The organism is Mucilaginibacter lacusdianchii (assembly GCF_009770985.1).
In the GTDB taxonomy this organism is placed as follows: Bacteria; Bacteroidota; Bacteroidia; order Sphingobacteriales; family Sphingobacteriaceae; genus Mucilaginibacter; species Mucilaginibacter lacusdianchii.
Genome location: NZ_WSRW01000003.1, coordinates 400,985 through 415,620, shown reverse-complemented (window position 1 = coordinate 415,620; position 14,636 = coordinate 400,985). Strand labels below are relative to the sequence as shown.

Genomic DNA, 14,636 nt, shown 5'->3' with positions numbered 1-14,636 from the left:
AGTTTTGCTAGGTTCTATCTTGATAGGTCTGTTTCCAGTGATTTTCTATTTCTTCTAATGAGCGGCCTTTGGTTTCGGGGATAAGCTTCCAGGTGATCCATAACGCTGGCGAGCAGCAAAGAGCAAACAGCCAAAATGTCCATGATGAGCCAAGGCCTTCCAGCATCACTGGCGTAAGCTGGCCAACCAAGAAGTTGCCTACCCATAAGGATAGCGTTGCGAGTGCCATAGCACTGCCGCGAATGGCGTTAGGAAATATTTCGCCCACTACTACCCAACAAACCGGGCCAAATGAAAACGCAAAGCAGGCTATGAATGCCAAAATAAATATCAATATCCAAGGGCCGGAGGTAACGCCCAACATGAACAAGGCACCTATGATGATGAGCGAAGCTACGGCCCCACCCACACCAACAAAAAGCAACGGCTTGCGTCCCCATTTGTCTATGGTAAAAATTGCCACAAAGGTAAACACAACATTTACTAAGCCGATAGTTACCTGACCACCCAAAGCGTTATTTAGGGTGAAACCGGCCTGTTCTAAAATTCGGGGTCCATAGTATATTACGGCGTTAATACCACATACTTGTGATAAGAATGGTAATAGTAAACCAATCCAAAGGGCTTTTCGATACACCGGTTTAAATAGTTCCTTTAATGAAGTATCATCGCTGTCGGCTTGTGCTTTAAAAGCATCAATTTCATGAGCAGCTGCTGATCCACCATCTATCTTTGTAAGAATAAGTTTAGCCTTATGCTCCTCTCCTTTTAGCAATAACCACCTTGGCGATTCTGGCACTAAAAATAATGATACCAAAAATATAGCTGCAGGCAAAGCGCCTAAGCCCAGCATAGCGCGCCATACCTGAGCAGATAAGATGAGATGAGAACTACCTGTACCAATATTATCAGTAGCATGATTAGCTAACCAAGCATTAGAAAAATATGCCAGTACAATGCCTATGGTTAAAGCAAGTTGATATAGCGAAACCATAGTACCACGGTACCGGGCCGGCGAAAATTCTGATATATATAATGGCGACACCATAGAGGCAACACCAATACCTAAACCACCAATAAGCCGAAAAATAATTAGCACATTGAATGAATTGGACCACATACAGCCCAATGCCGACGCTAAAAACAGTATAGCTGACAGGATGAGCACAATTTTACGTCCGTATTTATCACTTAGCTTTCCAGAAAAAGCAACGCCAACAATGCAGCCCAATAAGGCACAGCTTACAAACCAACCTTCGCTAACTGCATTTAAGTCAAAATCGTGCTTGACCAGGCTAACGGTACCTGAGATAACCGCCGTATCAAAACCGAACAAGAATCCGCCAAGAGCGGCTACAAGACAAACCAGATACAGGTAAATGCTGCTCTGTTTAACTTCGCTGTGAACAGTTGAATTTGCCATCGCCATTATTTTAAAAAAGCTTTAATCACCTTTGCACGGGCGCTACCAAGGTTGGTTAAGGTATAAGACTGTGCGGCTGCCGGTATTACAAATGTTTCGGCATAAGCAAAGCGATGTTTGGTGCCATCGGCCGTTTGCACCATAATTGCCTCTCCTTCCACCAGCATCAGTACGTGGCATACATTATCTGTATTCACTCTTGCTTCACTGTCGAATTCAATGCGGTGTACGTCGTAAAAATGGTCGGCATGAGTAGGCAGGTGTACTAGTTGATAACCTTCGGCACTTTCTATTACTTGAGGTAATGAAATCAGTTCTTTCTGTACCTGCTCACCTTTACGGTTAAAGTCGAGATTATTGAATGCGTGATCTATATTTATAGGGCGTGGGTTACCGTCCAAATCTAACCGCACCCAATCATACATCTTGAAAGTGAAGATGTATGGTGTAGCACTTATTTCTAGTACCAAGTTACCTGCGCCTGCACTATGAACTGTGCCGTTAGGAATCAAAAACAGATCATGCTTTTTTGCGGCATGCACTTGCACATATTGTTCAATATCTATGGCTTTGCTGGAAGCCTGACTTTGTTCTAAAGCGTTTTTAAACTCTGCCGGATTAATGCTGTCTTGGAAACCCAAGTAAACGCTTGCCTGATCCTCGCAATCCAGTATATAGTAAGTTTCATCCTGCGTGATATTTTCGCCAAAATTTTCCTGTATATATTTTAGTCTTGGATGGCATTGGATAGACAGGTTGCCGCCTTCAACAGTGTCCAGAAAATCGAAACGGATAGGAAATTCATCGCCAAAGCGTTCAGCATGCTTACCTAAAACATTTTTATTGTTGCTGAACATGATTGTGTCAAAAGACACTTCCAGCAGGTTTCCGTCGCTTTCAAACACCAAGCCATTTTCAGGTACAATCAGCTCAAATGACCAAGCTAAGTTTACCACGTCGGTGTTCAGGTTTTTGATGTGCTTTTTCATCCACTGGCCACCCCAGGCACCCGGCTCAAACCAAGGCCGCACACGCAGTACCGATTTGCTTAATTGGTTTAATCCATCAGCAAAATCTGCTTTGTACATCCAATTAACCGTGTCTGGCCACTGGCCATCGGCTATTACAGCTGTACGGTCAAGAACTGCTTTTTTGTGATTGTTGAGCATTACCCAATCCACAAAGTAAAACCGCTTGTACATCTGGAAAGGTTCTGCTAAGCTATCAGCACCTAAATTGGTGGCACTGCCGGCCCTCATCCTAAACTGTATTTCGTTTTTGGGAATGTCAAAATAAATAACTGGAGCATCCCAGCCAGATAATGTAGATCCTGTACCAATAATAATATTGATATCACAACTGCGGTTTATAGACTGTGCAGTGATAGTCTCAGTAAACAAATCGGCTAACGTCAACGTAGTTTTAGTACCCCATACAGATGCTTGTTCGCCTAAAAATGGTGCTACCAGCGCATCTATCTGCTCGGCGGGCTTCAACAGGTTGGCGGTGTTTATCCAATTTACACTTAACCCCTTTTCTTCAAAGCACAGCTGTAGGTTATCTTGAATCTTATCCCAAAACACTCCTGCATAACCATCTATTACAACAGTTTTATTCTCGATGATATATTTTGATAATGATTCAAAACCGTTAAATATCTTTCCTGATCCTAATGAGGCAACTGGATATATATCGTATGCACCATCAGTATTCCAAGAATTGTCTAACTGAGCAGGCATTAAGAATTGTGAAGTTTTCCTTACTTCGGAATACAGTGTAGCTGTTTTCTCGCGATTGTTGATATCAGTAATCATTTTTTGTTGTAATGTATATACATATTTAGCAACACACAGACAAGCGATTTAAAGGAAAGCAATGTCTATAAAATGTGTGCTATTGTTGGTTTATAACTATATGTACAAACATATAAACAAAATATATCATTACAAACATTTGTTAAATTTATTTATGCCCAATCAATTGAAATGAACTAGCGCATCTGTGTGTATAATTGTTATAACACCCGTTAAATTTGTTATAATTGCAGTGCAATTGTTTCTTATGAAATATTCTCTCGATCATAAAAGCCCCGTTCCTTTACATATACAGGCGGAAGAACTTTTACGGAAATTAATTACCGAAGAAGAATTTCAGAATGGAAAACTGTTGCCTAATGAAGTAGAGTTAGCTAAAATGCTTGCTATTTCGCGCACTACGTTACGCCAAGCCATTAATAAACTTGTATTTGAAGGCTTGCTAATTCGCAAAAAAAGGAAAGGTACTAAAGTCAATCAGGAGACAGTTAGTTCAAAATCTAACAATTGGCTAAGCTTTTCGCAAGAAATGAAATTGCGTGGCATCACCGTTACTAATTTTGAACTTCATATTTCATGGATTTTTCCAGACAAACAAATTGCCGATTTTTTTGAGATTACAGCAGATAAGAAAATTCTAAAGCTGGAAAGAGTTCGCGGTAAAAAAGACGACCCCTTTGTTTACTTTATATCCTACTTTCATCCCAGAATTGGGTTAACTGGAGATGAGGATTTCAAACGACCATTATATGAGTTGCTGGAACATGATTATTCCACAATTGCAACTTTGTCTAAAGAAGAAATTAGTGCCCATGCGGCCGAGCAACATATAGCCGAAAAGTTACATATAAAAACCGGTGAACCCGTACTTTTCAGGAAGCGCTTTGTATTTGACCCAGGAGAACGCCCTATTGAATACAACTTAGGCTATTATAAAGCCGATAGCTTTGTTTATACGGTTGAAAGCCGACGGTAATCAATCAAAAAATGATTGCGGCCAGCTATATGTGAATTAAGGGTTGGAATAAGCAACCCTTTTATGTTAATGGTTTGCAAGAACCGCTTGTCTTTCAATTTCAGCAAGCGCAGCCTTAATGCCGTCTCTTTGTTCCGTTAACAGTGTAATATGATCTGCATGATCTGCGAAATCGGTGATACAGGCATCATATCCATTTATGGCGGCTTTTTCCCCTGTCATAATTGCATTCAAAATCGAGATATCCTCTTTACTGATCAACGCTTGCTTAACGGTTAACCAAGCCCGGTGTAAACCACCCAATACACCACCATTTTCGTTCTCTGCTTCGTCGCCATGCAGCGCAATATGGTCTTTTAATTCTGATGCGTAAACAATTCGCTCACCAGAAAATTTAAGAAACAAGGCCTTTAATTGCTCATTATCAGTTGACTCTGCTGCAGACTGGTAACCCTCTTTCCCGTCGTTAATTAACGCTAAAAGTTTCTTAAGATCGTTAATGACCTCCTGCTTGCTTTTCAATGAAGATGATTTAATGCTTTCCATAGTATATAATGTTTCACTACCTGTTTGCAATAAGTCGGCCAAGAAACCTTTAAGAATCATTTGAAACCGTTAACTTTTGTTACCAGCTCTACCAACTTTAAGCTAAAATAATATAGGCCTTTACCTTTCCTCCCTCATTTCATATATCATCTTCTAGCTAATTGCCTTTTAATGTACCTTATACGTTAGCTGGTACTTAGTATCAGGTGGCGGTAAAAGAGATGCTACACACTCTGCATGCATATAGAAATTATGTAGAACGAATATTTTAGATCATCTGCATGCATTGTGTTGCCGTTAACAAAGCAGTTGTAAATGGAGCAGAATTTCGGCGCCACTGTAAATAGTTAATTATACTTCATCTGGGTGCAAAACATGCTATCTACACTAAACTCAGCTCAAAACCTTTGAAACTTCACCTATAACATATATAATTATGCGCTTTTCTAATACCGTAACTTTAGAGTGAAGTTTTAAAAGTCGGAATTAGTAGCTAAACAGTCCAGCTAAAAGATTCTTTAACGCTGTAAACCGGCGTTATTGTAGCCTGATCGGGTATTATTGAATGAAACAGCACATCACAGAAAAGATTAAAATTTGTACCAATATCAGTACAGGCATATTTGTCATTATTGACTGGTTTGATGGCTGTGTAAAAGCCTTTGCGTCAACAATTCAGCCATCAAATTATCTCATTTAAACGCACTTTATAATAATGCAGGTGAAGTTATACGCCTACCAATGGCACGGGCTTTGCAAATTTACCTGTTATGAGACCGATTGATACGACCGAAAATTTAGAAGATAGACTGCTTAAATCAGCAGAGCAAGACTACATCAAAGAAGAATTTAAAGCGTTCATCGACGACCCATCATTTCCATGTGTAGCAGCAAAAGCCGCCCTAAATAAAGACCACATGAAGCTATTTGTAGCCGGTCATCTAGCTTGTCCTAAAGATGATGCTGCTATTCTGGACTTTATTTATGATTTTGTAGATAATTATCGCAAGTCTGAGGCGCAGTTCCATACTGCCTGTGTCATTTTTCCTGATGCAACAGGTATTAATGAAGCGACGTTTGAGAGTTTTCTGTGGATGCGCCTGCAATCGCTGTCTAACCTTGACGCCAAAAGATACGGCTATGATCAGCGTGTAAGTTCTGACCCCCAATCCGAAAATTTTAGTTTTTCTTTAAAAGAAGAGGCCTTTTTCGTTATCGGTCTTCATGCCGACAGCAGCAGGCAGGCCCGGCGGTTTAACTATCCAGTAATTGTATTTAACCCCCATGACCAGTTTGAAGAACTTAGATATCTGGAGCGATATGATAAAATGAAAAACATAGTGCGTAAAAAAGATGTTGCCTTAAGCGGTTCTATCAATCCCATGCTGCAAGATTTCGGAACAGCATCTGAAGTTTATCAATACAGCGGCATGAAATACGATAGCACTTGGCAATGCCCATTCAAACGTAACACTCTATGAACACCATACCCCCACGCAGCGGAGCTGCCTTTACACTCAAAAAAGGCGAGCGCCTTCTGATCACCGATATTCAAGGCGAGCAGGTTTCTGATTTTATCTGCTTTAACCAGCATGATACCAAAGAATACCTTTCCTCTGGTCGAACGATTGACTATGCAGAAACAATTTTCCTGACTAAAGGCAATCCGTTTTACTCTAACCGGAGCAATATTATGTTCGAAATTGTAGAAGATACGGTTGGACGACATGACTTTTTACTGACCCCGTGCAGTGCCGATACATTTCGTATAATATACGGTGATACCAACCCCCACCGAGGTTGCTTTGGCAACCTGTGTGAAGCTTTAGCACCTTACGGCATTACGCCCGACGAGATCCCCATTTGCTTTAACGTGTTTATGCATGTGGCAGTAGATGGCGAGAGCGGAAAAATAAGTGTACTGCCTCCAAAAAGTAAAGCAGGCGATCATATTGTGATTGAGGCGCAGATGGATTTGATTGTTGGTATGACGGCCTGCTCGGCAGAAATGTCAAACAACTATTCATTTAAGCCTATTGGCTATGAGGTTCAACCTGATTTATAATAGGCCATCAAACAAATCATAAAAGTGAATTTAAACTTTGTTATAGGCACGCGGTTTGCATTTCTCTTACCGCGCCAAGCCTAAACTGAAGTTAAGCTTAGGCCTACCAGCTGTTAGGTGCATTTCATGCACCTAACAGCTGGTAGTTTTTCTAATTTAATGTATGTAGATTGAAGCAGGATTTACCTGAAAGTAGTAGTTCTGTTTCAAAGGATAGCATACAAACTCTCAATGCAAAAACAGGAACAGCGTATGTTTGTAAGCACAAAAGAGAAGGTAAGCACACCAAAATGAAACCATTTTGTACCAAATGGTCACCAGAAGCTGAGAAATTAATTAAAGAAGCTTACGACAAACAGCTCATTAATGAGAGTGCTGAAATTAGGAGAGAATATTGTAATTGCGTTATTTCGAAATTAAAGAAAGTTTACCCCGATTCTATATTAGCACCTCCTCCCAAGGAAGTTATGGTAAAGTTTAAGCAAGAATGTAAGATTCAACTTGGAGAGTTGATATGACAATGTTTATGCACTTATAAAAATTTGCAAGCAATTTGCACGCAAAACACTTGCGGGGTTCTGTAGCTCAGTTGATTTCAAATTTAAACGCAAACAAAAAAGCCCTCTCATTCATCATGAGAAGGCTTTTATAAGTGATTCCGTTTGGATTCGAACCAAAGACCTACTGCTTAGAAGCTAGAGGTCATATATTCGTTTATGGTATCACAATAGCCTTTTTTGACTTGTTTATGTGCAGTTGTACAAACTATGTACAAACATCAGCAACCGAGTTAATAAATTAATGAACTGCAATGCTAATGTACGCCTTTGGCGTGTAATGACGAAATGTGTTTAAGATGTATCTACCATAACTAATTATTTAAAGTGAATAAAAGAATTATGGTGCCACAACACGCTTATAGCAATCAAGTGCAAGATGGAAAAGGAATAAATAGGTAGTGCGGTTGCATTGTGGGTTTATGCCGGAAGCTCTTGCACGCTACAGCAGCTATGGGCGTAACTTTGCTGAATAATTTTATGATTTTCTTCTTTCTTCAATCCACGATTATTCACTTTTCTTACTTTATACCGGAGGGAAATACCTTGGATTAAAAGTTATGGTAGTCCAAACTTGAGTGAAACTTATCTAATGATAAATACACCTACTATCCACCAAACGATTAAAATAAGTGGTAAAGCAGTTAGTATTATTCGTAAATATTTATTCGTAGTCGACCTGGAAGATGGTTCTTTGTATTTCCTTAATGTCATAACAGTGAATAGAGTGCTTAATACAAACAGCAATGCCAGTGTTACAATTATGAAAAGTGCAAAAACGTTTAATTTACCTTGTAGAGAATCAGTAACTATATAAGCAGCAAAAGGTGTTGCTCCAACTATACCAACACTTCCTAATATAGCTGCAATCTTAGGATTATATAATGAATAAGTGGAAGCAATAGCAAAGAGTAAAACTGATGATATTAGTGTAAGGTAAGGTCTAAAGTCCGCTGCACCTGCTGAGAATCCCCAAATGAAAAGATTTAGATAGAAGATAATAAATCCGTAGAGGAAGTAGCAGAAGTATTGTTTAAGCATGGTGGTAGCAAATTACAACTCTTATCTTATAATAAGTAATTGTAGATGATCTATCCACGAAAACTCATTTTTCTTTCTTTATACCGGCAACTAAAAATTCGGATTAACGATTATGAAGTCCACTACACTTAATTGATTAAAAAGGGTTTTATAACCCATAGTTATGGAATCTGTGGTGGATGATTTTTTAGGATTGTGCCGTTTAGAAAAATGAGGTTGATAGTTTACCTGTATCTTTTAAAAGCCAACATATGGAAGTCAGCATTCGAGTAACTGCACGACGTATTAGTTCGCACATGTTTGATTCCATTTATGAAGCGAGTAAAACTGATTTTACTTTGCTTGGAAGGTTGATGGGTTTCACTACTCTTATTGACTATCATTTACCTGTAGCTTGACAACTTTATATAATACAAACAAACATCTAAAAACTGTTAAGGCTATCAAAAGTAGAGAACATATTGAAGTACGATACAATACTTTCAAAGGCAACACTACGCTATATAACCTTACAAGTTCACAAATCAAGAAAATCAATAAGAATATGAAAGCAGCACCTGTAAAAACGCCTACTATTCTTCTGTATTGCTTACTAGAAAACAGTACTTCAAGTCCTGTAAGTTGATTGTTGAGACTAGTATCCTTGGATGTTTCGTTTTTGACTTTCCTCGCGATATTATCTTTGAATGTCACTATTATTGTCAACGAAGCAAGTATGAATCCAACTAAAGAAATTGAAGTTGTAATTATGTCATACAAAATGGATTTGAGATCATCCGCTTTATAATCTAGTTGGTACTTCAAGTGATCAATTGTTGAACCAATAATAAGATACATTAAGGTACATATAATGAGATCATACAGCAAAGGCCTTTTAATGTATATATCTAAAATCTTGCTCATCTGTTAAACTCTTGCAAAAGTTCCTTCTTCATTTTATCTAAAATATCACTGGAAACAATAGCTCTACTTTTGGATCTTTGCTCGACGTTAACTTCGCTTTTAACCCAAATATTTAAAAGATCAAACTCTTTAAGTTTGTTATTCCGACTTTGATCCTCAGCTTTCACTTTAAGTGTATTTAACACATTAACATTGTTTTTATCTGATTTAAGCTTGTCAATAATATTAAGTACTTTGCTTCTTATTTTCGACACACCATTTGCCTGTTGATAATCATACTTAAATGTTAGCGTCACATATTCGGCTTCAGAAGCTTTCTCCGCAACAGCAAACCCTTCAAAAAGCTCTGTATCGATATCATTCATTCGACTTATATTATTCTTATGTATTTTAGCGGTAACACAGGATACTCTATTAATCCTCTCTTTGTAGGAGTTAAGGTCATCTCTGTATAAGGCAAGAAAATCAATTCCATTCGTGATTCCTTGTTTGTAGCCATAATGATTTAGATAGTAGACAAAATCACTAATTCTAGGACCATACTGATTGAACTCTAGTGATACAAAAATTGTGTTCTCGTTATAGGATAAAATGAAGTGAGTCGTTTCGATAATACCTTCATTTTCAGCAGCCTCGATGTCACGTATTTTGTCGTCATCAGTGTTCATTAGCTCAGGAAACACATCTGTTCTTATAAATAGGAGTTTGCCGGATATTTGCTTGTTAGGAGCATCAAACTTCACTTCATGCAAGTATGTTATCTTATTGGAATTTACTACAAATCGGTCTTTCGATCTACTATCGGTTTGTTTCTTCAAAAACGAGAACAGCAATAGAATGTCTTGATAAGATTTAGATGGTTGGTAATTGATTTGTAGCTCGAAGTAATTAATGATTCTAGTAACGGTTTTAGGTTTCATAAAGACTATTGATTCTGTATCAGTAAACTATATTGCAATGTATACATTTATAAGCAAATAAAATTTGCATCGGTAGTGTTAAAACAAACTACCTTGAACACCATTAATAGGAGACTTAGCCCTCACAGGTTCAAACGGTTTATCAAACTTAGGTTGCTCCTTTATAGGCTTAAGCCATATATAGCTTTGCTCAGGCTCGGTAAACTCAATGTAGTAAGGCATGTGGTAGCCATTCACCAATGTGGTATTAATCTTGTAACCTCTATAAAAGTCATTGCTTAAAGAGTTCATGTGTGCTATTTCACCTTGTAAAGAGTTCAGCAACATGTTAACCAATGCCATCTTGCAACATGTTATATCAAGATCTGCTCCATAAAGCCTAAGGTGTCGGTTGATCTTAGCTGCACTCAACAGCATTCTACCACTCCCACAAGCGCAATCAGCAACGGTTTGTCCATCGGTTGGATTGCCGACGCTTATGGCTGCCATCATATCACAGATAAGTTCAGGTGTAAAGTATTGACCATTATGTCCATTGCTGATAGCTTGCATATACAGTTCACCTAGTGGATCTCTAAAGCCTTCTGACAAGTCGCCTACTATCTTTACAAGTTCAACAAGTTCATTCACTTTCTTATGGTTGCGGTATGTATCCAGTGCTGCACTTTGTGCTTCTGCATTCTCATGCATCTTAAAAGGTAACAGCATCCAATCCAGCAGATCAGTAAAAGCAGTGTGTAACGAAGTGCCGTAAGCAAAACGTTCAAAAGCAGTAAGTAGTGGTTTAATCTCTGTCATAGCAGTAAGTTTTATGTTCGAGTGAATTCTCGAAGCAACGAACTGCTGAACGGCAGCACTAAGGCAAGGTGGAGATTGAGTAATTACGGAGGCTCCATGACAATGGATACCCAATTACGAGATACTACCTTGAAGCGTTAGCGACTACGTGCGGGTGTGAAGCTAACTTTGAGTAGAGGATTAGATAGTTTAACATTTTATTGTCAACTAAGCATTTACCCTTACATTTCTAACAGATTATAAAGGATTCATTGCCGAAGTTTTCAGACACTTAATTAATGAAAAGAATGTCAGGAAATATTTCAAGCTTCTTTAAAGTAAGCCAACGAAGACTTCATTTGATAACTAATTGTCATAGGCTCTAAAATAAACGGCGATTGATAAACACTTATCTTTGCTTAACCTAACAATTTAAGTATTCTAACAAATCTTCTATATTGTTAGTATATTCTAAGTTATCCGATTTATCAAAGTAAAAACCATCTAACACCTCTTCCATGGTTATTGTGTTCTTTTTGATAAATGCTTGAATTATTTGTTTGAAAGAGTTCAGGTAGTCCGTCCCAGGTTTATAATATTCCGACCGAATTACAGATTTATTATCGCCAAAACAGGTGTATATACCAATAAATTCGATGTCTAAATTGTCTTCTTCAAATTCTGGAGGACTGGTTAAATCAAAGATTCTTGAAGCAAGAGAATATGGAAAAAAAACTCCTTGCCCAATTATTGATAAAGCAAAATTAGCGACACCCATAAATTTACAATCTTCGAAATCTGTGGAATATATATCAGCCCGTGAAAAATCTACATTATAGAATGTTGAATTGCGAAAATTCGTGTTAAATAAATTTAAGTATTTAAACGTAACATTAGAGAAGTGTGAGTTGGCAAAGTCTACATTTTCTAAGTCTAAGTTACTAGCATCAAAGACATTATCACTCTTAATTATAGTTCCTCTAAAGCAATTTGTCTTAAAAGCTTTAAATATCTTGAAGTTTTTATTTAATAGTTGGTTTAAAATTACTTCACTGCTGATAGGTGAAAATCTTCTCATGAAGTATTGGTCATTGCTACTATCATTGAGTAAAATATTTCCGGCAAATAGACAGATTAATTTATCTAGGTGCCTTATATTTAAGTCTTCAGATCTCAACTTTGTAAGTTCGTTGTTGAAAATTGCAGTTTCATTTGATGAATTTGAAATAATAAGTTCATAACTGTCATCCTCAAGTATTTCTTGGCACAAGTCCGCTATTTTAGTGATATGTTCACGATTGAAGAACCAGTTTGTAAGTAAAGTTTTAGGTGGCTCACTTATACTTTTATTCCAATTAAAATTTTCAAACCATTTAAAAAATAACGTTTCAGAGGAAAGTTCTTTATTGTACTTTTCTAAAGCAATTGAGGATATAAATGGAAATAAGAGTTTTCTTTTTTCTAATATGTCGTCATTGATAACATCAGAGCATGTTTCTCTAAACAACATCAGCAACCCCTTAAAAAAATCTAACGTTTGAGCAGATGGCTGACCTACGAACAACTTTTTTCTTGCCAGATTATAGTTGACAGTGCGATCTAATGAAAACTTGATTAAAACTTTGAGATAATATTCCGCTAGAAGGATCTCAGCAAATGACTGATGTTGAAAGTGCAATACGTTGTCATTTTCACCAAAATAGGAGTGCGATAAAAAGCTAATCTCGTTTATGCCTTCGCCCTTATATTTTGCTAAAACTTTTTCATCATTTGGGTTGATGATATCAGCTTCCATAGCTCGACAAATGTCAGCCTTTTTAAGAGAACCTTGCCTTCCTAAAACCCTTTCATGAGCCCATAGCGAGGCTACAGAATGTAAGATATTTCTGCATTCAAACTGCTCAGTTAAACTAAATGAATAGTCTTTATCATGTATATATTTCGCCTCCTTACTTAACAAGTTAATAAATGAGAGATAAACACCAATCTTGCCTACTTTCGAAAAGTCATAGTCATTTATCAAAAGTTGATAAATCATATACCCGAAGATTGGTCGCTTCAGCTCTTCGTATGATAACGTTTCATCTTTGCTCAATGTATCATATAAGTCAACTACAGAACTTTCTTTTAATGAACTAATGATTTTAATACTATACGTGCTTCTTGCTCCATTAAGAAAGGCCTCATTTTTTATCAACATCGAACTCAACCATTGATTAAACTGATCTTTTTTAAATCCGTACAACGAAATGAAAAGTGGCTGCGGTTTACCGTTGTCTCCCGTTTTTTGAAAAGGCTGATGGGATAATAAATGATTCTTCAGTCCTTCGTCAAAAGGCCTGCTGGTTACTACAATTCTGTTTTCTCTGCAGTGTTCTTTATCTATATTCTGTATGCGTTTTATACTATTTACAACCTTGTCAACACTCTGCTTAGTTAACTCACCACTTTCATCTAATGAGTCAACTAAGAATATATAACGTTTACTTTTAAAATATTGGTCATCTAGCTTAACTCCATATTTAGTTTCAATAAAATCATAAATTACACCATTTCTTGAATCAGAATGATATCTGCTAAAGTCTCTTAAATTAAAATATATTGGTATGTAACCTTCTGAATTGAGTAGATACTCTTTAGCTAACTGAGATGCATAATTTTTTAAGAAGACTGACTTCCCTTTTCCGAAATCCGCAATTAAAAACAATATCTTTTCAATGGTCGCTTCACTGTCACTTTCAAAATAAGTCCTTATTAGTTCTTTTGCTTCAATTAGACTTGACTCTGTTTTAGATAGTTCTTCTTTGTCAAGAAGGATTCTGTTAATAGAAATATCTATCTTACTAACTTCTTCCCATTGGGCGAATGATTCTACATAATTCAAAGATTCATTTTCATCAAATCCAATTCTTGCATTCTGTATAGCTTCATGTAAAATTTCCGCTTCTTTTTCAGATAAATGCGAGGCTTTTACTTCCTCTAAATGTTTATAATAATTACCACCAAAATTTGCTTTTATTTTTTCGCTAATATTAGTGTTAAACATTTTTAAGAACTTATTATTAATCTCATCATTGACAATTTGTCTTTTTAGTATATCTGAATAAATATTTTTGATTAACACCACTATAGGGTGAAATCTCGGTTGAAATATTAAAACTGTATTTACTGAATGTATATCTATTTGTCGTCTTATTGACTCCGTAATTACATCTTTATTAAGATCTTCTGTAATACCCTCAATAAATTGCACTTCTTCATCTTCCAATATTTTTGTTAGACATTCGTTGGCAAGCTCTATGGAACTTTCAATATATATGTTCAATCCATAATCTTCAAGTTGTTTTGACTCTATTTGCTTAAAAACGGTGTCTATTATTGGCTTACTGAAAACTTTTATTAATGTGGCAAATGTGCCAGTGGAGGTCGTCAAAGTATCTAAACTGTCCTTACTTACAATCAGCTTCAAATAGTCACCGACTTGTTTGATAATATCAGGAAAAGATGATTGATAGGTTTCTAAGGATGACTTCTTTAATTTCATTGATGGTATTTGTTGGCCGTAGAAGGCTACTAATTAATTTAATCTGGTAGAAATAGTTAGTTTGTATTAT

At 36.9% G+C, this 14,636-nt stretch carries 11 protein-coding genes; 4 read left to right on the top strand and 7 right to left on the bottom strand.

The window, feature by feature from the left end:
• Positions 1-7 precede the first annotated feature (7 nt).
• Together GPM24_RS15195 and GPM24_RS15190 are read right to left on the bottom strand one after the other, a co-directional pair.
• Positions 8-1,423 carry a sugar porter family MFS transporter gene (locus GPM24_RS15195; protein WP_158827695.1) on the bottom strand — a complete coding sequence of 472 codons (1,416 nt, stop codon included), beginning with the start codon at positions 1,421-1,423 and terminating at the stop codon, positions 8-10.
• A gap of 5 nt (positions 1,424-1,428) precedes the next feature.
• Entirely contained in the window at positions 1,429-3,237 is a 1,809-nt protein-coding gene (locus GPM24_RS15190; RefSeq protein ID WP_158827693.1) for a class I mannose-6-phosphate isomerase, read from the bottom strand.
• A 247-nt stretch (positions 3,238-3,484) separates the two neighbouring features.
• Here GPM24_RS15190 and GPM24_RS15185 point away from each other — a divergent pair, with 247 nt between their 5' ends.
• Positions 3,485-4,213, top strand: coding sequence for a GntR family transcriptional regulator (locus GPM24_RS15185; RefSeq protein ID WP_158827691.1), 729 nt, complete (start codon positions 3,485-3,487; stop codon positions 4,211-4,213).
• Between the two features lie 66 nt (positions 4,214-4,279).
• Here GPM24_RS15185 and GPM24_RS15180 read toward each other — a convergent pair whose 3' ends face one another.
• Positions 4,280-4,759, bottom strand: a complete 480-nt coding sequence (locus tag GPM24_RS15180) for a PA2169 family four-helix-bundle protein (RefSeq protein WP_233268873.1) — start codon at positions 4,757-4,759, stop codon at positions 4,280-4,282.
• A 770-nt stretch (positions 4,760-5,529) separates the two neighbouring features.
• Here GPM24_RS15180 and gntA point away from each other — a divergent pair.
• The 3 genes from gntA to GPM24_RS15165 all read left to right on the top strand — a co-directional run bounded on the left by gntA (position 5,530) and on the right by GPM24_RS15165 (position 7,342).
• A complete protein-coding gene (gene gntA, locus GPM24_RS15175; RefSeq protein WP_158827689.1) occupies positions 5,530-6,240 on the top strand; it encodes a guanitoxin biosynthesis heme-dependent pre-guanitoxin N-hydroxylase GntA in 711 nt (236 codons plus the stop codon).
• Positions 6,237-6,824, top strand: a complete 588-nt coding sequence (locus GPM24_RS15170; RefSeq protein ID WP_158827687.1) for a DUF1989 domain-containing protein — start codon at positions 6,237-6,239, stop codon at positions 6,822-6,824. Before gntA ends, GPM24_RS15170 begins: the two co-directional genes overlap by 4 nt.
• A gap of 170 nt (positions 6,825-6,994) precedes the next feature.
• Positions 6,995-7,342 (top strand): hypothetical protein, encoded by a 348-nt coding sequence (locus tag GPM24_RS15165; RefSeq protein WP_158827685.1) that lies wholly within the window; start codon positions 6,995-6,997, stop codon positions 7,340-7,342.
• Positions 7,343-7,966: 624 nt separating this feature from the next.
• On the opposite strand, the gene GPM24_RS15160 is transcribed toward GPM24_RS15165, so the two are convergent.
• The 4 genes from GPM24_RS15160 to GPM24_RS15145 form a co-directional block, all read right to left on the bottom strand.
• The gene (locus GPM24_RS15160; RefSeq protein WP_158827683.1) at positions 7,967-8,422 is read right to left on the bottom strand and encodes a hypothetical protein; all 456 of its coding nucleotides are present in this window, start codon (positions 8,420-8,422) and stop codon (positions 7,967-7,969) included.
• A gap of 899 nt (positions 8,423-9,321) precedes the next feature.
• A complete protein-coding gene (locus tag GPM24_RS15155) occupies positions 9,322-10,245 on the bottom strand; it encodes a hypothetical protein (protein WP_158827681.1) in 924 nt (307 codons plus the stop codon).
• 78 nt (positions 10,246-10,323) lie between these two features.
• Complete coding sequence (locus tag GPM24_RS15150) at positions 10,324-11,043, bottom strand: N-6 DNA methylase (RefSeq protein WP_158827679.1); 720 nt, start codon at positions 11,041-11,043, stop codon at positions 10,324-10,326.
• Positions 11,044-11,446: 403 nt separating this feature from the next.
• Positions 11,447-14,566 (bottom strand): pentapeptide repeat-containing protein, encoded by a 3,120-nt coding sequence (locus GPM24_RS15145; protein ID WP_158827677.1) that lies wholly within the window; start codon positions 14,564-14,566, stop codon positions 11,447-11,449.
• Positions 14,567-14,636 lie beyond the last annotated feature (70 nt).

Coding starts and splice junctions, on each gene's coding strand:
- GPM24_RS15195 (WP_158827695.1), bottom strand. CDS start 1,423: ATGGCAAATTCAACTGTTCACAGCGAAGTTAAACAGAGCAGCATTTAC.
- GPM24_RS15190 (WP_158827693.1), bottom strand. CDS start 3,237: ATGATTACTGATATCAACAATCGCGAGAAAACAGCTACACTGTATTCC.
- GPM24_RS15185 (WP_158827691.1), top strand. CDS start 3,485: ATGAAATATTCTCTCGATCATAAAAGCCCCGTTCCTTTACATATACAG.
- GPM24_RS15180 (WP_233268873.1), bottom strand. CDS start 4,759: ATGGAAAGCATTAAATCATCTTCATTGAAAAGCAAGCAGGAGGTCATT.
- gntA (WP_158827689.1), top strand. CDS start 5,530: ATGAGACCGATTGATACGACCGAAAATTTAGAAGATAGACTGCTTAAA.
- GPM24_RS15170 (WP_158827687.1), top strand. CDS start 6,237: ATGAACACCATACCCCCACGCAGCGGAGCTGCCTTTACACTCAAAAAA.
- GPM24_RS15160 (WP_158827683.1), bottom strand. CDS start 8,422: ATGCTTAAACAATACTTCTGCTACTTCCTCTACGGATTTATTATCTTC.
- GPM24_RS15155 (WP_158827681.1), bottom strand. CDS start 10,245: ATGAAACCTAAAACCGTTACTAGAATCATTAATTACTTCGAGCTACAA.
- GPM24_RS15150 (WP_158827679.1), bottom strand. CDS start 11,043: ATGACAGAGATTAAACCACTACTTACTGCTTTTGAACGTTTTGCTTAC.
- GPM24_RS15145 (WP_158827677.1), bottom strand. CDS start 14,566: ATGAAATTAAAGAAGTCATCCTTAGAAACCTATCAATCATCTTTTCCT.